General features: G+C 67.9%; 20 protein-coding genes and 1 pseudogene. 7 read left to right on the top strand and 14 right to left on the bottom strand.

Annotated elements, in window-relative coordinates; all coding sequences use genetic code 11:
* Positions 1–65: 65 nt before the first annotated feature.
* Positions 66–866 carry an SDR family NAD(P)-dependent oxidoreductase gene (locus ACSBP4_RS16245; protein WP_049965953.1) on the bottom strand — a complete coding sequence of 267 codons (801 nt, stop codon included), beginning with the start codon at positions 864–866 and terminating at the stop codon, positions 66–68.
* Positions 867–1,102: 236 nt separating this feature from the next.
* On the opposite strand from ACSBP4_RS16245, the gene ACSBP4_RS16250 reads away from it, so the two are divergent.
* Positions 1,103–1,309, top strand: coding sequence for a DUF7534 family protein (locus tag ACSBP4_RS16250; protein WP_049965952.1), 207 nt, complete (start codon positions 1,103–1,105; stop codon positions 1,307–1,309).
* A 383-nt stretch (positions 1,310–1,692) separates the two neighbouring features.
* Here ACSBP4_RS16250 and mutS read toward each other — a convergent pair whose 3' ends face one another.
* From mutS to ACSBP4_RS16285, 7 genes are all read right to left on the bottom strand, one after another.
* The gene (mutS, locus tag ACSBP4_RS16255; RefSeq protein ID WP_435552836.1) at positions 1,693–4,368 is read right to left on the bottom strand and encodes a DNA mismatch repair protein MutS; all 2,676 of its coding nucleotides are present in this window, start codon (positions 4,366–4,368) and stop codon (positions 1,693–1,695) included.
* Between the two features lie 76 nt (positions 4,369–4,444).
* The gene (locus ACSBP4_RS16260) at positions 4,445–4,834 is read right to left on the bottom strand and encodes a PIN domain-containing protein (protein WP_435552837.1); all 390 of its coding nucleotides are present in this window, start codon (positions 4,832–4,834) and stop codon (positions 4,445–4,447) included.
* Entirely contained in the window at positions 4,818–5,066 is a 249-nt protein-coding gene (locus tag ACSBP4_RS16265; protein WP_049965949.1) for a hypothetical protein, read from the bottom strand. Before ACSBP4_RS16265 ends, ACSBP4_RS16260 begins: the two co-directional genes overlap by 17 nt.
* A gap of 50 nt (positions 5,067–5,116) precedes the next feature.
* Positions 5,117–5,440 (bottom strand): hypothetical protein, encoded by a 324-nt coding sequence (locus ACSBP4_RS16270; RefSeq protein WP_006181501.1) that lies wholly within the window; start codon positions 5,438–5,440, stop codon positions 5,117–5,119.
* A gap of 48 nt (positions 5,441–5,488) precedes the next feature.
* Positions 5,489–5,734 carry a hypothetical protein gene (locus ACSBP4_RS16275; protein ID WP_435552838.1) on the bottom strand — a complete coding sequence of 82 codons (246 nt, stop codon included), beginning with the start codon at positions 5,732–5,734 and terminating at the stop codon, positions 5,489–5,491.
* 84 nt (positions 5,735–5,818) lie between these two features.
* Positions 5,819–6,637 (bottom strand): hypothetical protein, encoded by an 819-nt coding sequence (locus ACSBP4_RS16280; RefSeq protein ID WP_006651110.1) that lies wholly within the window; start codon positions 6,635–6,637, stop codon positions 5,819–5,821.
* A complete protein-coding gene (locus tag ACSBP4_RS16285; RefSeq protein WP_435552839.1) occupies positions 6,634–7,767 on the bottom strand; it encodes an ATP-binding cassette domain-containing protein in 1,134 nt (377 codons plus the stop codon). The genes ACSBP4_RS16280 and ACSBP4_RS16285 overlap by 4 nt, the downstream gene beginning before the upstream one ends.
* Positions 7,768–7,886: 119 nt before the next feature.
* On the opposite strand from ACSBP4_RS16285, the gene ACSBP4_RS16290 reads away from it, so the two are divergent.
* Positions 7,887–8,651, top strand: coding sequence for a universal stress protein (locus ACSBP4_RS16290; RefSeq protein ID WP_373631790.1), 765 nt, complete (start codon positions 7,887–7,889; stop codon positions 8,649–8,651).
* A 29-nt stretch (positions 8,652–8,680) separates the two neighbouring features.
* Here the strand turns inward: ACSBP4_RS16290 and ACSBP4_RS16295 are convergent, their stop codons facing one another.
* The 5 genes from ACSBP4_RS16295 to ACSBP4_RS16315 form a co-directional block, all read right to left on the bottom strand.
* On the bottom strand, positions 8,681–9,373 hold the full coding sequence (locus ACSBP4_RS16295) for a universal stress protein (protein WP_435552840.1): 693 nt from the start codon (positions 9,371–9,373) through the stop codon (positions 8,681–8,683).
* A complete protein-coding gene (locus ACSBP4_RS16300) occupies positions 9,370–10,791 on the bottom strand; it encodes an APC family permease (protein WP_435552841.1) in 1,422 nt (473 codons plus the stop codon). The genes ACSBP4_RS16295 and ACSBP4_RS16300 overlap by 4 nt, the downstream gene beginning before the upstream one ends.
* Before the next feature lie 74 nt (positions 10,792–10,865).
* The gene (locus tag ACSBP4_RS16305; protein ID WP_049965941.1) at positions 10,866–11,858 is read right to left on the bottom strand and encodes a TIGR03560 family F420-dependent LLM class oxidoreductase; all 993 of its coding nucleotides are present in this window, start codon (positions 11,856–11,858) and stop codon (positions 10,866–10,868) included.
* Positions 11,855–13,216: a bifunctional hydroxymethylpyrimidine kinase/phosphomethylpyrimidine kinase gene (gene thiD, locus ACSBP4_RS16310; protein WP_049965940.1), complete on the bottom strand. Its 1,362-nt coding sequence runs from the start codon at positions 13,214–13,216 to the stop codon at positions 11,855–11,857. The genes ACSBP4_RS16305 and thiD overlap by 4 nt, the downstream gene beginning before the upstream one ends.
* A 111-nt stretch (positions 13,217–13,327) precedes the next feature.
* Entirely contained in the window at positions 13,328–13,525 is a 198-nt protein-coding gene (locus ACSBP4_RS16315) for a hypothetical protein (protein ID WP_049965939.1), read from the bottom strand.
* A 166-nt stretch (positions 13,526–13,691) separates the two neighbouring features.
* Between ACSBP4_RS16315 and ACSBP4_RS16320 the strand changes: the two genes are divergently transcribed.
* From ACSBP4_RS16320 to ACSBP4_RS16330, 3 genes are all read left to right on the top strand, one after another.
* Complete coding sequence (locus ACSBP4_RS16320) at positions 13,692–13,964, top strand: AbrB/MazE/SpoVT family DNA-binding domain-containing protein (RefSeq protein WP_435552842.1); 273 nt, start codon at positions 13,692–13,694, stop codon at positions 13,962–13,964.
* Positions 13,965–13,966: 2 nt separating this feature from the next.
* A complete protein-coding gene (locus ACSBP4_RS16325) occupies positions 13,967–14,320 on the top strand; it encodes a type II toxin-antitoxin system PemK/MazF family toxin (protein WP_373631784.1) in 354 nt (117 codons plus the stop codon).
* A gap of 70 nt (positions 14,321–14,390) precedes the next feature.
* Positions 14,391–15,593 carry a PQQ-binding-like beta-propeller repeat protein gene (locus tag ACSBP4_RS16330; RefSeq protein ID WP_435552843.1) on the top strand — a complete coding sequence of 401 codons (1,203 nt, stop codon included), beginning with the start codon at positions 14,391–14,393 and terminating at the stop codon, positions 15,591–15,593.
* Here the strand turns inward: ACSBP4_RS16330 and ACSBP4_RS16335 are convergent, their stop codons facing one another.
* Positions 15,594–16,628, bottom strand: coding sequence for an AIR synthase family protein (locus tag ACSBP4_RS16335; protein WP_435552844.1), 1,035 nt, complete (start codon positions 16,626–16,628; stop codon positions 15,594–15,596).
* A gap of 248 nt (positions 16,629–16,876) precedes the next feature.
* Here ACSBP4_RS16335 and ACSBP4_RS16340 point away from each other — a divergent pair, with 248 nt between their 5' ends.
* Positions 16,877–17,467, top strand: a complete 591-nt coding sequence (locus tag ACSBP4_RS16340) for a heme NO-binding domain-containing protein (protein WP_006651098.1) — start codon at positions 16,877–16,879, stop codon at positions 17,465–17,467.
* Positions 17,460–17,678, top strand: a pseudogene (locus tag ACSBP4_RS16345) (methyl-accepting chemotaxis protein); the annotation flags it as partial. The gene ACSBP4_RS16340 and the pseudogene ACSBP4_RS16345, both read left to right, overlap by 8 nt.

The following is a 17,678-nucleotide window of genomic DNA, read 5'->3' on the forward strand; positions in this document are numbered from 1 at the left end:
CCGGATCGATCCGCCAGCGGCTGACACCTGGACAGAGGGAAAGCGAGACGGAGTTCCCGACGCCGTCAGTCCTCGAGGCCCAGGTCCTGCGACATCGAGTTGCCGGCTCGCGGGACGCCTTTCACCGTCACGGTCTCGCCGTTCATGAAGGCGGCGGCGGGGCTGGCGAGGAACTGCGCGACGTCGGCGATGTCCTCGCCGTAGCCGATGCGGCGGTCGGTCTCCTCGCGGGGCGGCATGTCCTCGCTGTCGATACCGAGCGTCTCGGCGACGCCGGGCGTCTGGATCAGGCCGGGCGCGATGCAGTTGACGCGGATGCCGTACTCGGCCCACTCGACGGCCAGCGTCTCGGTCAGGCGGATGATCGCGGCCTTGGACGCGCCGTAGTGGCTCTCGCCGGGCGCGGCGTGCTGTCCGTTGACGCTGGACATGTTGATGATGACCCCGCCGTCGCCCTCACGCATGACCTCGCCGGCGAGTTGCGTGCAGTGGACGGTGCTGTTGAGATTGAGGTCGACGATGGTCTCCCAGCCGTTCGCGGAGATGTCCTCGAAGGGCGCGACGAACTCCCCGCCGGCGTTGTTGACGAGGATGTCGACGTCGCCGAACTTCTCGACCGTCTCGTCGACGAGATTTTGAACCTGCTCGCGCTCGCGGACGTTGCACTCGACCGCGAGCGCCTGGGCCGCGTCGTCGGCGTCGTTGATCTCTTCGGCGACCGGACCGACACGATCCATCGACCGCGAACAAATGGCGACGTCCGCGCCGCCCGCGGCCAGCGTCTTCGCGATCGATTCGCCGATTCCCTGGCTCGCGCCGGTGACGATGGCGGTCTTCCCCGCCACGTCGAAGTCTGCTTCGTGCATCGTGCTACCGAGTGCCCCAGTATCTCAAAGTTCTACCGATCGCCGACGGCCTCGCCGTCTCTCGGTCGCGTGGCATCGACGGTCGTCGACCGCAGTGACTGGCGGAATCTCGACGAACTGTGTCGTTCCTCAGTCGGACGGAACGCGACGCCGGCGCTCCCACGGAACGGACCGGTGCTGAACGTTCTGCTGACTACCCTAGTGAAATTTATATCGTCGGTCCGAAACGCGTCGGTATGAGTTCGTCTCCGCACCGTCGATTCGCCCGAACCCTGGCCGGCTTGGGTGCGATCGCGGTCCTCGTCTCAGCGGTCGTGTCGCCCCCGGATCCGTACACCCAGCTCGTGTACGCCACCCCGCTACTGCTGCTCGCGCTGCTCCTATCGGTCCTGCGATCGTACACGGACGCGCTCGAGGCGTTCGAACGGGACCGCCACCAGTAGTTTCCGGTTCGTGTTCCTCCGCTGGAGCCGGAGAACAATCCAATTCAGGGCACGAAAGTGATACAGACAATATATATCATGAGATGCTTAAAATAGTCGTACAATGAATAATAGACCGATTATCTTCCGCCTTAATCTGATTATCGTACTTTTGCTTAGCAACCTTGTACTGCTGCTTTACCTTATTCTCCCGCGTGAGTTGTTACTTATTGGGGTTGGTTTGATTTTGTTCCTCGGTCCGATGGTGGCTCTGCTAACGCTCCGACTTCTTCGATAAGTTCGCATGTCCACCTGTCGATTCAGCCGCTCCGTTTTCGGAACCCATCCGAACACCGATCGCTACCTCTCGCTCTCCGACATCGAACGCGGCGTCGGCGGCCGGGTCACTCCTCGAGTCGCTCCTGTAGCTCCTGGACCCGCGAGACGAGTTCGATCGGCGGCGTCGTGTTGACGTCGATCGACTCGAGGTCCGCGAGGACGGCCTCGGTTTCGGGATCGAGCGACCCGCCTGCGGCGTCGTTCGCCGCCGGGCCGCCGTCGGTCGACGCCGCCTGCGACCGGTCTTGGGACCCGGTCTGCATCGTCCCGCTGCCCAGATCGAAGACCGCCTGCACCGGCTCGCTCGAGGCCCCGCCTTTCGCCTCGATGGCCTTCTCCTCGCGTAGACGCTCGAGGACTTCCCTCGAGCGGTCGACGACGGGGTCCGGAACGCCGGCGAGGTCGGCGACGTGGACGCCGTAGCTGCGGTCCGTGGGGCCGTCTCGGACCGTCCGGAGGAAGGTGACCTCGCCGTCGCGTTCGTCGGCCGCGACGTGGACGTTGGCGACGCGGGGGAGGTTCTCGGCGAGGCCGGTCAGTTCGTGGTAGTGGGTTGCGAAGAGGGTCTTCGCTTTCACTTCGTTGTGGAGGTACTCCGTCGCGGCCCAGGCGATCGAGATACCGTCGTAGGTCGCGGTGCCCCGCCCCACCTCGTCCAAGATGACCAGCGACTCCTCGGTCGCGGTGTGGAGGATGTTCGAGAGTTCGCTCATCTCGACCATGAACGTCGACCGGCCCTGGGCGAGTTCGTCGAGCGCGCCGACGCGAGTGAAGATGCCGTCGACGACGCCGATCTCGGCCGCCTCGGCCGGAACGAAGCTCCCGATCTGGGCCAGCAGGACGATACACGCGACCTGTCGCATGTACGTCGACTTGCCGGACATGTTAGGCCCGGTGACGACCAGAAAGCCGCGGTCCTCGTCCATGCGGACGTCGTTGGGCACGAACTCCGTCGTCTGTTCGACGACCGGGTGGCGGCCCTGCTCGATCGTCAGATCCTCGCCCCGATGCAGCTCCGGCCGTACCCAGCGGTTCTCGGCGGCGTGGGTCGCCAGACTCGCCAGCGCGTCGATCGTCGCTAAGGCCCGGCCGACGTCCTGCAGCAGTGCCGCCCGCTCGGCAACCTCGTCGCGGAGTTCTGCGAAGAGTTCGTACTCCAACTCGCCGCGTCGGTCCTCGAGTCGGAGGACGTCGCGTTCCTTCTCCTCGAGTTCCTCGGTCGTGAACCGCTTGGAGTTTTTCAGCGTCTTGATCTGCTCGTAGTGGTCGGGCACGCCGTCCGCGGCCGATTTGCCGACCTGAATGTAGTAGCCGTCGGTCTTGTTCCGGTCGACGGTGACGTGTGAGAGCCCGTGCTGGCGCTTCTCGCGCTCGGCGAGAGTATCGAGCCACTCCCTGACTTCCTCGTGGCGCTCGATCACCTCGTCGAGTTCCGCGTCGTACCCCTTCCGGAGGAGTTCCCCCTGCGTCACCGTCGACGGGGGGTCCTCGGCGACGGCTTCCTCGAGGGTCTCGCGCAGTTCCCGCGCGGCCGCCCGGTCCGGTCGGTCGACGATCGCCGAGAGGGGGGAGTCGGCCAGTGCCGGCGTCGACTCGATCGTCTCGGCCACGGCCGGGAGAACGGCCAGCGTCTCGCGGACGGCAACCAGATCCCGGGCGTCGGCGCTGCCGTGGCTGGCCTTCGAGGCGAGGCGGGCGAGATCGTAGGCCTCGCCGAGGTGATCCAGCAGTTCGTCGCGGGCCAGCGCCGCCGTCGAGAGCGCGTCGACGCTCGCCTGTCGCTCCTCGAGGGTCTCGAGCGACCGTCTGGGCCGCTGGAGCCATTCTTTGAGCAGGCGGCCGCCGGCGCTGGTCTCGGTGTGGTCGATCGTCGCGAACAGCGAGCCGTCGCGCTCGCCTTGCATCGTCTCGGTCAACTCGAGGTTGCGCTGGGTGGTCGCGTCCAAGGTGACGTGGTCGTCGCCGTGGTGGGCCTGGATGCGGGTCATCGAGGCCAGCACGCCCGCGCCGGTCTCCTCGACGTAGGAAAGCACCGCACCGGCGGCCGCGAGCGTCTGCTCGCCGACTGACAGTCGGTCGACGGTCTCGGTTCCGAACTGCTCACGGACAGTGTGGGCACCGCGTTTCGGCGCGAACGCGTCGGTCTCGTGGAGCGTCAGCGTCGCGTCGACGCGCTCGCGAAGTTTCCCGAGCAGGTCGTCGTCCGTCCGCACTTCGGGGCCGGGCAGGACCTCGACTGGATCGAATCGGTAGAGTTCCGTCAGCGCCTCGTCGGCGTCGGCGGCGTCGGCGACGAGAAAGCGGCCGGTCGTCACGTCGGCGAACGCGAGGCCGTAGCCGTCACTGCTCGCCCCGCCGACCTCGCCCCCGTCGACGACCGCCGCCATGTACTGGGCGTCGGCGTCGCTCGTCTCGAGTAGGGTGCCGGGGGTCACGACGCGGACGATTTTCCGGGCGTGGCCGGAATCGGTCTCGTACTGGTCGGCGACGGCGACGCGGTAGCCGCGTTCGACTAAGGCCTTGAGATAGGGCGTCAGGTCGTCGATCGGCACGCCGGCCATCGGATAGGAGGAACCGTGCGAGGACTTCTGTGAGACTTTGAGGTCGAGTTCCTCGCTGACGAGTTCGGCGTCCTCCCCGAAGAACTCGTAGAAATCGCCACACTGCATCGTCAGGAGGTCGGCGTCGGTGTCTTCCTTGAGCGAGAAGAACTCGCCGACGATCCCCGTCGCCTCGGTCATATCCGGTGACTGTCCCTCCACCGCAAAAACCCTGCGGGATCCGCGGTGAACGTGGCCGGGCAGCGACGGGACGGCCCTACTCGGACTCCTCGTTCGTCGGCTCGAGCGGGATGCGCTCGATCTCGAGGTCGTCGTAGTCACGTTCGCTACCGAGAACTGGCGTCTCCCACGTGTCGACCATCCCCGCGTGAAGCGAGTCGAAGTTCGTCATCCCGTACTCGTCCTGATACTTGACCGCCTTGAGAACGGCCTGTGAGTGTTCCTCGGGTCGAACCGGGACGAGTTCGACGAGGTTGGAAATCGCTCGAACGCGATCGACGTCGTAGTCGTCGAGGAGGTGAAAGAGTTCTGCGTAGGCGAGGATCGACGTTTCTACCTCGTGTTCGTCGAGGGCAGCTTTCGCCTCGGCCTGCAACCAGTCAGAGTCCTTGAGAAGCGCTAGCAGGAAATCAGTCTCGACGTACATCGTTCGCTGCCTCCTCGCGGGCCAACTCCCGGGCTTCGTCGCGCAGTTCGTCGATCGATTTGTCGTCGAACGCGTCGCCGACGGCTTCTCGAAGTCCCTCGAGCGGGTCGTCGTCGATCGGGATCAGTTCGATGTGGTCGCTGTATTCGACGACGTGAAAACGCTCACCGTGTCGCTCACGGAGATCCTTCGAGAGATAGAGCCGTCCGCGGTCGTCAGTTTCCGTCCCCATCTTTCACACGTATACGGTTACAGTGGGTACTACTTAGACTATTCCCAAGATCAGTACAGCGTTCCGCCCAGCGGCACGTCCTCGTCGGGCGAGACCAGCACGGGATACCCCTCCTCGCTCGGAACGCCGACGGTCAGCGCCTCCGATTTGAATCCCGCGATCCGCACGGAGCCGAGGTTCGTCGCGCACAGCACCTGTCGGCCCTCGAGGTCGGCGGCGTCGTGATGGTGGTCCAACTGCGCCGCGGACTGGATCTCCTCGTCGCCGAGGTCGATCCACAGCTTGGTCATCTCGGGTTTCTCGGCTTCGGGGAACGGTTCGGCCTCGAGTACCTCGCCAACCTCGATCGTCACGTCGAACGGGCTCTCGACCATGCCCCACGGTACCGTCGCCACCGAAAACTAGGTATCGGTCCGCGACCGTCAGCCGCCGCGGGTGCGGTACCAGACGCGGGCACCGATCGGCGACTCGTCGGCCGCGAGATCGAGTCGCCGGAGGACGAGATCCCGGATGGCGACGGTCACGACGAGTTCGATCGACTCGCCGCCCTCGGCGGTTACCTCGAAAACGGCGTGACCGTCCCGTTGGTCGATGGCGGCGATCGTCCCGACGGACCATCGCTCGAGGTCGTGTGTCGGTTTCCGCGCGTGGATCCTGTCGTGGGCCATACGGAATCGAACGGGTGCCACGGGGGAGAGTCTGGCGGGGGGCGACGGTTCCGGACGCCGTCGGTCCGGCGGGCTGAAAGCGGGTCAGTAGTCCCCGAGGACGCCGAGCCGTCTCGCCCGACGGGTCGCGTACTGGAAGATCGCGTAGCCGAGCGCGACGTAGCCGACGGCGACCCCGAGCAGGATCGCGAGATCGACCGCAGGGAACTCCCAGAGGCGGACGTCGTGGATCATCGTCCGCTGGAGGAGCGCGCTGCCCTGGGCGAGCGGGAAGAATCGCAGCCAGCCGAGATCGAACGCGGGTGCGGAGATCAGCACGATAAAGCCGAACTGGAGCAGGTTGAGCCAGTTGCCGACCCGCTTGTAGAGGACGGTCACGCCGCCGGCGGCCAGTCCGAGGCCCAGCACCGAGACGATGCTGAGCGTCGCGACGACGACGATCGTCAGGACGTTCAACTCGAGGCTCCGCCCGGTGATGAGCAGCATCACCGCCAGCAGCACCGACGAGGTGACGAACGACCGGACGATCTTGGCGAGGCCCTTCAACAGCGCCACGGGGGCGAAGCCAAACGGCGACATGACGTGGCGCTCGAGGGTCCCCCACTGGACTTCGCTCCCGATATCGTTCGCGATCGAGGAGTACGCCCCGACCGAGAGCGACCACAGGAAGTAGCCGACGATGATCCCCTCGATCGAGTCGGTCAAGGCCTGTCCGGCGATCGCCCGGCCGCCGTAGAACAGTAGCCCGAAGAAAAACACCGAGGCGATGAGCCCGCCGATAGCGTTCGCGGGATAGCGAACGAAAACCAGGTACTCGCGATAGAGGACGGCCCGCGCGAGGTGGCGGTAGCCGGCCGGCCGCGGCCGGTCGGTCCCGTCCTGCCGACCCGCGCCCGCGCTCATCGCCCACCTCGATCGCCGCTCGTCAGCTCGACGAAGACGTCCTCGAGGTCCGGCTCGACCGTCCGGACGCGCTCGAGGGTCACGCCGGCGTCGCGGAGCCGTGCCAGCAGCACGTAGAGGCCGTCGCTGTCGGTCACGACCTCGATCCGGTGGCCGGCGTCGCGTCGCTCGGCCTCGATCGCGTCGAAGCGCCGGCGGAGCTGCGAGACGAGCGCGGCGTCGATGTCGGCGCTCGTGATCCGAACGCAGTGGCGGTCCGTGTCGGAAAGCAAGGCGTCGACGGTATCGTCCGCGATGATCGCTCCGTCGGACATGATGAGGACGCGGTCACAGACCGTCTCGACGACGTCCATATCGTGGCTGCTGAGGACGACGGTGAGGTCCTCCTCCGCGGCGAGGCGTCGCAGTTCCCGCTGGAGCATCCGGGAACTCTCGATGTCCAGACCCAGCGTTGGTTCGTCGAGAAAGACGACCTCGGCACCACCGGCGAGGACGCTCGCCAGCGACACCTTCTGTTTCATCCCTCGGGAAAGATCGCGGACCGGAACGTCGGCCTTCGCCTCGAGGTCGAGCTGGGCCAGCAGCCGGTCGTGGCGGTCGCGGACCGAGTTCGGATCGACGCCGCTGATCGTAGCGAAGTACCGCAGGTTCTCCCGGACGGTCAGCCGCCAGTAGTCGTTGCGCGCTCCCTCGAGCATGGCATCGACGGCGCTGTAGGCCGCCCGCGGTCGTTCCCGGAGGTCGATGCCACGGATCCGGACGCTGCCCGCGTCCGGCACGACCATCCCGAGAATCGACTTGATGAGCGTCGTCTTACCGGCACCGTTCGGCCCCAACAGGCCCACGATCGAACCGGTCTCGATGTCGACGCTCACGTCGTCGACCGCGGTGACCGCCGTCTCGCCGGCCCCGAACCGCTTCGAGAGTCCGTCGACGGAGACGGCGACGTCGCGACTATCCGTCGCCGACGGCTCGCGGCTGTCCGGGCGCGTCTCGGTCGGTGGCCGCTCCCGGTCGAACCCTCGGTCAGTCCCCACCGCGTCATCGCCGGGCGGCGCACCGGCTCCCTCACTGAACGCGGCCACGGCGTCCGTTTCGTTCGTCGTCACGCTGTTTTCTCGCGCCGTCACGGTACTGGTTTAAGTGGCCGAGCTACAAAAACGCGCGGCCGTCCGCCGAAACGGGGCTCGAGGGGGCGGTCGCCGGCCGGGATATATTACGCTGCCCGTGGGAGAGTCACTCGTCAGTCATGTCAGACCGCGCCCATCGCGTGTTGATCCCGGTCGACGTCCTCGAGGGGGAGAGCGTTCCGCGGACGCTCGTCGACGCGTTCGCGTCGATTCCGGTCGTCCTGCTGGGCTATCGCGAACTCCCGGACCAGACCGGCACGGAGCAGGCACGCGATCAGTACGGCGATCGCATGCGGGCCGAACTCGCGGAGCGACGGACGGTGTTCGAGGACGCCGGCTGCGACGTCGCGTCGCGACTGGCGTTTACCCACTCCCGACTGAAGACGTTCGAACGCGTCGCCGTCGAGGAATCGTGCGACGCCGTCCTGATCCTCAACCCAGCGCCCGTCCTCGAGACGGTACTCGTCGCGATTCGGAGCGACGTCAACGTCGACCACATCGCCCGACTACTCCGTACGGTCCTCGCCGAGACGACGCTCACGGTCACCCTCTTTCACGTCGCGACCGACGAGGGAGAGCGAGACGCGGGCGCGGAACTGCTCGAGACGGCGCGGTCGGAACTGGTGGCCGCTGGCCTCGACGACGGGCGGATCGACAGCACGGTCGTCGTCGACGACTCGCCCACGGCGGCGATCCTCGACGCCGCGGCGGATCACGACCTCCTCGTCCTCGGCGAGAGTCGGCCGTCGATCCGCCGGTACGTCTTCCGGGATCGCGTCGAACGGCTGGCACGGGAGACGGTCGATCCGGTCCTCGTGATTCGCGGCGAGTACCTCGAGACGACAGCAGAGGACACGGAACACGGCGGCGAAAACGAGGAGTAGCGACCGTGTGGGACACCCACACGCGGTAATCACGCGCCGTCGGAACTCCGGACGATGAGTACCGGACCGACCGACTCGGCGGCGACCCGCTCGGCGTCCTCGCCCAGCAGGAACGACCGGAGCGACGGTGCTTGCTCGCCCATGACGATGGCGTCGTGGTCCGCCGCGGCGTCGACAAGCGCCTCGAACGGCGCGTCGTCAACCGCGAGTTCGGTCTCGACGTCGATACCGGCCGCGGCGAGGGCTTCGGCGGCCGCCTCGAGGGACTCGCGACCGCCGGGCTCGTCGTCGGTCGCGAGAAAGAGCGTGACGTCGATCTCGCGGCCGGCGACCAGGTCGGCGACGAAGGAACCGATGTGGTCGACGGCGGCGGCGTCCGAGAGCGCCACGAGGAGGCGATCGACCGGTCCGGTCACGCCAGTGATGGCGTAGGCGTCCGCTCCCGTTTCCGCGGCGATCCGGTCGATCGTCTGCTCCCGGTCGTGAGTGAACACGAGACGATGATCGGCCGCGCCGCCGGCCGCTTCGAACTCGGCGACGAGGTCGTCGAGGGCGGCGGTCGCCCGGTCCTCGTACTGGAGGCGCGCCTGGTCCGGCGGCGTCTGTTCGGGCAGGACGTGATAGCCGAGTACCGTCACGTCCGCCGGGGCGAGCAGCGTCGGCAGGCCGGCCGGGACCGTCTCGCCCTCGAGGATCGCCAGCGGCACGAGGACGCGGGTCATTGGAGCGCCCCCCTGAGCGTAACGTCGCGGGCGTAGTAGGCGTACCACCCAGCGGCCGCGAGCATAATTGCGATGCCGATGAGCTGTGACGCGCGTTGCATGAAGCCGATCAGGGCGAAGCTGGCGAGCGCGCCGAGTATCGGAACGACGGGATAGCCGGGCGTACGGAAGTCCGGATCGTACCACTCCGGTTCGTTCCGGCGCAGTGCGAGCAGGGCCACGCAGATCAGCCCGTACATGAGCAGGTGCAAGAAAGAGGCGACTTCCGCGAGCAGTTCCACGCGGCCGGTCGCGACCAACACGAGGATCGGCCCGCCTGCCAACCCCAGCGCGACGTGTGGCGTGCCGTAGCGGAGGTTGATGTGGCTCGCCCGCCGCGGCAACAGGGCGTCCTTCGAGACGGCATAGATGGCTCGAGACGTGCTGAGAATCGACGCGTTCGCGCTCGACATGGTCGCGAGCAGCCCGCCGAAGACGATCGCGACGGCACCGGCCGCGCCGAGGTAGTGGCGGCCGACCTCGACCATGGCCGTCTCGCCGAACTCGGCGAGTCGTTCGCTCCCGAAGGCGCTCGTCGCGACGAAGATCGTCGCCACGTAGAGGACGCCGACGATGAGGACGGAGCCGACCATCGCCAGCGGCAGGTTCCGGCCGGGGTCTTTCATCTCCCCGGCGACGGTCGCGACCTGTGCGAAGCCGAGATACGAGGTGAACACGAGCGCCGCCGTCGTCAGTATCGGCATCGTGCCGAAGGGCGCGAACTGTTCGGGCGCGGACGGGTCGCCGATGAGCCCCATGGCGTCGAGGCCGCCGTACCCGAGGAAGACGACCAGGATCGACAGCAGTAACGCGACGATCCCGTTCTGGAGCTTCGCCGCGTTTTCCGTCCCGGTGACGTTCAACACCGTAAAGCCCGCGCCGAACAGCAGCGCCAGCGGGATGACGAGTCCGTCGCCGACCGCGACCCCGAGTTCGGCGAGCGTATCGACCGCGTAGTAGCCGAAGCCGACGAGGTAAAACGCCGTCGCGAACACCAGCCCGAACCACAGCGACAGTCCGACGACGGTCCCGGCGAGCGTCCCCAGACCGCGGGAGATGTAGTAGTAGCCGCCCCCGCTTTTCGGCATTGCCGTCGCGAGTTCCGACGTCGGCAACGCGACCAGCAGGGCGACGAGCGCGCCGATCGCGAACGAGCCCGCCGCGGCAGGGCCCGCCTGCCCGGCGGCGAGTCCCGGAAAGACGAAGATGCCGGCCCCGATCATCGTCCCGATCCCGATGGCGAGGCCACCAGTGAGCCCGAGCGTCCGCTCGAGTTCGGCGTCGTCGGTGATCGTCGCCTCGTCGGTCTCGACCGTCGGCTCGAGTTGCGGTGACTCCCCGTCGACGTTAGTCCCGCCGACCGACGACGAATCGCTCATACCGGGTGCGTCTCACGCCTGCCGTATAGCTCTACTGTCGAGTACTGACCGCTGGGATGTCCGCCGGCGGAACGTCACGCGGCGAGTGCCGCGGCCAGCAGCGCCAGACTCTCGTCCCCGTCGTCGGCCGCGTTCGGGATCGCGAGCATGACCTCCTCGATGCCGGCGTCGGCGTAGTCGGCGAGCCGATCGCGGACCTCGGCCGGCGTTCCGGTGGGTGCCGTCTCGAGGTAGCCCGACAGGAAGAACTCCCGGGGCTCACTCGGGCCGTCGGCGGGCAGGAACTCGTCGCGGAACGACTCGCGCTTCGCCTCGGCGGCCGCGGTCGTCTCGCCGACGAAGACGAACAGTTCGGCGGACTTGCGTATCTCGTCGTACCGGGCGTCGCTCTCGCAGTGATCGCGCAACACGTCGAGCTTGTCGGCAAAGCCCGCGGGCTCAAGCGTGCCGTAGTTCCAGCCGTCGGCCAGTTCGGCGGTGTAGCGCAGCGTAAACTGCTCGCCCCCGCCGCCGATCCAGATCGGCGGGTGGGGCTCCTGGACCGGCTGTGGTTCACAGAAGGCGTCCTCGAGGTCGACCTCGAGGTGTCGGCCCTCGTGACTGTAGGTCTCGGTGGTCCACAGCCCCTGCAGAATTTCGATGGTCTCGGCGAGCCGGCGGAGTCGTTCGGCGGGCGGTTCGCGGAACTCGTAGCCGAAGCGGTCGTACTCGGCCTCGTACCAGCCCCCGCCCAGTCCCAGCTCGAGCCGGCCGTCGCTGATCCGATCGACCTGCGCCGCCATCTTCGCCAGCAGGGCGGGATGGCGGTAGGACTGACTGGTCACGAGCGTCCCTAGCCGAATCTCGTCGGTGGCCTCCGCGAGTGCGCTGAGCGTCGTCCAGCACTCATGGGTCGCTCGCCGGGGGTCACCGATCCACGACTGGAAGTGATCCTCGAGCCAGACCGCATCGTAGCCCAGCCGCTCGGCCTCGAGTGCGGTGTCCCGAACCGTGCCGATCTCGGTGCCGTACTGCGGCAGGATGATTCCGGTCTCGAGGGCGGGCGCGTCGCCGTCGGCGGGGCTCATCGGGTCACCTCGCGCTCGAGCGCCAGCGTCCGGTCGGCGAGCGTTTCGGGGTCGGCCGCGACGATCTTCACGAGCGCCTCCTTGCCGACCTCGCCGCGATCGACGACGGCGACGGGGGGCTCCTCGCGGTCCGCGAACGCCTGCCGGGCACCCCATCCCATCGTACTCCCCTCCGTCTCCCTGATCTCGGCCGACTGATCGCCGCGATCGTACTCGGCGATCGGCCACGCGAGGGCCTCGAGTGCGGCCTCGACGTCGGCGTCGAACCGGCAGTTCACCGCGAATCGGAGGGCGGGGACGAACTCCCGCGCGGACAGCAGGAAGCGAGCCACGTGGCTCGAGGCCCCGAACCGGACCCCGCGGTTGGGTCGAACCCCCGAGAGGGTCCGCGTGATCCGGCCCTCGACGGCGGCGGTCTCGGCGACGGATTCGGCGTAGGGGGTTGCGCCGACGACGTTCATTCCCACTTCGGGGACCAGCGCCGAGACGTCGGCCGCGACGAGTCGGTCGACGATCGCCTGGACCTCCTCGGCGGTGGGCTCCCGGGCGGCGTCGTTTCGCAGCGGGTGCATGTGGTTGACCGCGCCGTGACCCTCGCCCACATCGTAGGGGTACCGAACCGCGCGGGCAAGGAAGTCCGTCGCCCCCTCGACGGCCGGCTCGAGCGGTTCACCCGTGGCCAGTCGGGCCGCGATCGCGGCGGCCAGCGCACAGCCCGAGCCGTGGGTGGCCTCGGTCCCGACGCGGGGGTGTTCGAACGTCCGGACCGTCTCCGCGGTGACCAGCACGTCCCGGACCCGCTCGCCGGGGACGTGCCCGCCCTTCACGAGGACCGCGTCGACGCCCGTCTCGAGGATCGCCTCGCCGGCCTCGCGGGCCCGTTCCTCGTCGGTGACGGCGATGTCCGTCAGCACTTCGGCCTCGTCGGCGTTGGGCGTCGCGACCGTCGCCGTACCCAGCAGCTCCTCGTAGGCCCGTTCGGCCTCGGGCTCGAGCAGGCGATCGCCCGAGGTCGCGACCATCACGGGGTCGACGACCAGCGGGAACTCGAACTCCTGTGCGTACTCGGCGACGGTCTCGATAACCTCGGTCGTCGCGAGCATCCCGGTCTTGGCCGCGCCGACCGCGAAGTCGTCGGTGACGGCCTCGAGCTGGGCCTCGATCTCCGCGGTCGGGAGGACGTGCGAAGACTCGACGCCGCGGGTATTTTGTGCGGTAACGGCGGTGATCGCCGACGTGCCGAAGACGCCGTGGGCGGCCATCGTCGCGAGGTCGGCCTGGATCCCCGCGCCGCCGCCGGAGTCGCTGCCAGCGATCGTCAGCGCGACCGGCCGGCTCTCGGGTGCTGGTGTTCGCATACGAAACCGTATTCCCGGCTTATACTAAGCGGTGATGGTCAGCGACGCTGAGAGTCGTCCGCGGTGTGATCGACGCCTCGAGGACGGCCGGTCGTCGGGAACCGCCCGCCGTCAGTCGTCAGCGAGTTCGAAGAACCCCTGCTCGTGCGTGATCGTGCCCGCGTCGTGGAGCGCCGAGATCGCGCGACTGACGGCCGCCTCGCTGCAGTCGTGTCGGTCCGCGACCCGCTCCCTGAGGGCCGTGTGCGTGTATCGCTCCCCCTCGAGTTCGTCGACGATCGCCGCCTTCTCCCGTTCGAGGTCGCTCATCGGTCACGGCGGGATACGACCTCGAGACGGGTACGCCTTGCCCGCGGTCGCTCGAGGCGGACCCGTCGGCGGAGCGGGGACCGGCAGGTCCCGTCGAGGTCGGTTTCGAACGGCGACACGCAGTCCGGACGGCAGCGTTATGGATATGGATATGATATGAATACGTATGGCCGAGCCCGAAACGCGGAAAGTCGGCGATCGCGGGCAGGTAACGCTGCCGAAGCGGCTTCGAGAGGCGTTCGATATCCACGGCGGCGACGAGGTGACGATCCGCGAGGAGGACGACAAGATCGTCATCGAGAAACCGACGTCGCGGGCGGACCTCGCGGAGGGGTATCGACGCCGCGCCGAACACCACCGCGACCTCGCGGCCGAGATGGACGGGACCTCGCGGGAAGCGAACGCTTCCCTCGGCGACGCACCCGACTGGGAGGAATGACGATGCACGTCCGCCGCGGCGACATCGTCGTCGTCGAACTCGATCCGACGCGCGGCTCCGAACAGCGGGGGACCAGACCCTGTCTCGTCGTCCAGAACGACGTCGGTAACGAGAACGCCCCGACGACGATCGTCGTCCCCTTCACCACGTCCTACGGGGGCGAGCAGTATCCCTTCGAAGTGCTGATTCCAGCCGACGAGTGTGCCCTCCGCGAGGACTCGGTCGCGCTCTGTAGTCAGGTTCGAACCGTCTCGATCGACGACAGGATCACGGACGTCGTCGGATCGGTACCGGACGACCGGATGGCCGAGGTCGACACCGCCCTCGAGTACAGCCTCGGCCTGCGCGAGGTCTGAGCGGCGAGGCGGAGCGTTCGATCATCCGTTCCATAAAATACATTCGTCTAGCCTCGCCAACAATCATCGAATGCCCTCCAGACGCGAAGTAATGGCCGCCCTCGGTGCGACCGGTATCGCGACCGCCGCGGGCTGTCTCGGCGGTCTATCGGTCGATCCCGGGACGGACGAATCGTACGCGTGGCCGACGGGCGGCGCGGATCGGCGGAACTCGAGAGCGATCCCCGACGGCGTCGCGCCGCGCGAGGACCCTACCGTCGACTGGCGCGTCGATCTCGAGTCGGCGCACGCGACCGCCGACCCGGTCGTGGTCGACGGGACCGTCCTCGCGACGATCGGAACCGACGTGGTCGCGTTCGATCGGACGAGCGGGGACCGGCGCTGGTCGATCGACCCGAACAACGAGGCCAACATCTACCGTGGGGCACCGACCGTGTACGAGGGGCTGGCGTACGTCCCGGAAGTGGACACGGTGACCGCTCGCGACCTCGAGAGCGGCGCGGTCGAGTGGAGCGAGACGTTCGAGGCGACCATCGGACAGGGGTCGCTACTGGTCACCGACGACGGGGAGAACGGCCGCGTCTTCACGGCCGGCGGCAACTCTCTGCACGCACTCGACGCCGGAACCGGCGAACGCCTGTGGGAACAGGAGCTACTGGGGACCCCGGAACACTCGCTCGCGAAGTACACTGACTACGTCTACGTCGCGACCGACGGCGGCGAGTTGTACGCCGTCGACGAGTGGGGGACCGTCCAGTGGCGGCGAACCGTCGAGGCCGGCATTCGGAGCGGTCCGGCGGTGCGGTCACTGGACCAGAGCGGGTCCGAGTGGGGCATCGCCGTCGTCGGCGGCGACGGGACGGTCGTGTACTTCGAACCGGACGGAGCGCGGGCGTGGGAGACCGAGATCGGCGGGTTCGGCAACGACGGCATCGCTATCGCCCACGAGACACTGCTCGCGCGCTCGGGACCGCGGGTGTTCGCGCTCAACCTGGCCGACGGGAGCGTTCGCTGGCGGCTCGATCTCGGCGAGAGCGCGCACAATCCGCCGATCGTCGTCGGCGACACGGTGTACGTCGGCGGCGATCGGCTCCGCGCGATCGACATCGAGGGCGGGATCGGGGTTCGATCGTACCGAACCCGCCACCTCCGGTTCGAGTACGAACCCACCGGCGCGGTCGGCTTCGTCACCGCGGCCGACTCGAAGCTGTTCGTGACAACGAACGTCTTCGGAACCGAGACGGAAACCGCCGAGTTGATCGTTCTCTCGTGATTACGAGCCGTCGCTCGCCGCGGCGGCCAACTCCGCGTAGGCGTCCCACGAGGGATCGGCGTTCGGGTGCGCGAGCCGGTCCTCGTCGACCAGCACCTCGCCGCCGTCGCCCTCGAGCGCCTCGACCCGGCCGATCTCGGCGACCGGCGTCCCCCGATCCGCGAGCGCCTCGCGGACGTCGGCGACGCCGTCGGGGTCGACCGCGATCAGTAGCGAGCCACAGCTTGTCGCCGCCCAGGGATCGATCTCGAGCGCCGAACAGACCTCGCGGACGCCGGGGCGCAGCGGGACGGCGTCGCGGTCGATCGCGAACCGGGCGTCGGCCCCGTCGGCCATCTCGTTCAACGCGCCCGCGAGGCCGCCTTCGGTCACGTCGTGCATCGCCCGGACCGGCCCCGCGGCGGCCGCCGTGAGGGCGTCCCGAACGGCGTAGACCTCCTCGAGGCGGTCCTGGGCGGCCGAGATCGTCTCGGCGGGACAGTCGATTTCCTCGCCGAAGAGCGTACTCAGCAGGCCGACGGCTTCGACGGCGGGACCGTTCGTCAGGAGGAGTCGGTCGCCGGGACAGGCCCCGTCGGGCCGAACGATGTCGCCGTGGTCGCCGACGCCCATCGCGGTGGCCGCGCCGACCCACGGATGGGACGGGTCGGCATATCGCGCCGTGTGGCCGGTCACGACGGCGACGCCGAGGTCCGCACACTCCGCGTGGATCGTCTCCCAGACTGTCGCGAACTCGTCGTCGGTCATCCCCTCGGGCAGCGTGAAACAGATCGAGAGATGTGACGGGGGGACGCCGCTGACGGCCACGTCCGCAAGGACGAGATCGAGGGCGAACCGTGCGGCCCGCTCGAGGCCCAAGGCAGGCAGGATCGAGAGGGGATCGGTGGCGGTGACCAGCGCGCGGTCGTCGATATCGAGGACGCCGAAGTCGACGCCGTGGGTCGGCCCGACGGCGACGTCGTCGCGGTCGGCACCGAGGTTCGGCGCGATGTGGCGGTCGAAGAACGCGCGATCGATTTTTCCGAGGTCGCTCACGGTTGATCGATATTGATCAGTCGACTTATACGTACTGATTCCCGCTCGTAATCGGAATCAGGCGGCGGCATCGACCTCGGCCGGCCTCGCCGATTCGAGCCGAGCGGGTGACTCTCACGCCCGATTCCGGTACCCAACAGTGCAGGGTGAAAACCTAACCGAGTACGTTCATAAGAAGGGTTACTAATCGTGAAATCTGATATGTTCGGAGCGACCGTCGTCGGGGACGCGGGACGGGGGGAGGCGGAATGCACGGCATAATCCTGCAGACGCTCCAGTCGTTCGTCGTCGATACCTACGGCGAGGACGCCTGGCTAGCGATTCAGGACGAGGCCGACATCGAGGAGAAGGTCTACGTCCCGGTCACGGTCTATCCGGACGGCGATGTCTACGAGATCGCCCGTACTGCCGGTGACCTCACGGATCAGAGCCCGCGGACGATCCTCACCCAGTACGGGCGGTGGGTCGTCCCCGCGTTGCTCGAGACCTACGACCTCCACATCGACGACGACTGGGAGGGGCTCGAACTCATCGCGAACATCCAGCGGTTCCATACCTCACTGCGGACCCGGGACATGACGACGCTGACGACCCCGCGCATTCGGTCGGAGCGGGTCGACGAGAACCGGGTCCGGATCACCTACGATTCGGACCGGAACCTCTGTGACGTGGCTCGCGGTGCGATCCAGGGCGTCGCCGACCGCTTCGACGAGGACCTCGTCGCCGAGGAGCGGACCTGTATGCACGAGGGCGACGACGCCTGCGTCTTCGACATTCGGCGGCGAGTACCCGCCGAGGCGGACACGGCCGGCGCACACAGCGGGGAGGCGAATGACTGACTCGCTCGAGGCGGCCGGCGCGGACGCCTCGTCGCCGATCCCCGGGGCGATCCAATCGGATCGACCGGTCGGTTTCGCTCTCGCGGTCGCCGTGGTCGGACTGGTCGTCGTCGCCGTCGCGGCGGTCGCGCTCGGGGGACCGACCGCGGCCGTCTTCGGGGCTGGCGTCGCCGGCGTCGTCGCGACGGGCGCCACCGCGGCCGGGATCGCC

It is taken from the genome of Natrinema sp. CGMCC1.2065 (genome assembly GCF_051225675.1).
Taxonomy (GTDB): Archaea; Halobacteriota; Halobacteria; order Halobacteriales; family Natrialbaceae; genus Natrinema; species Natrinema thermotolerans.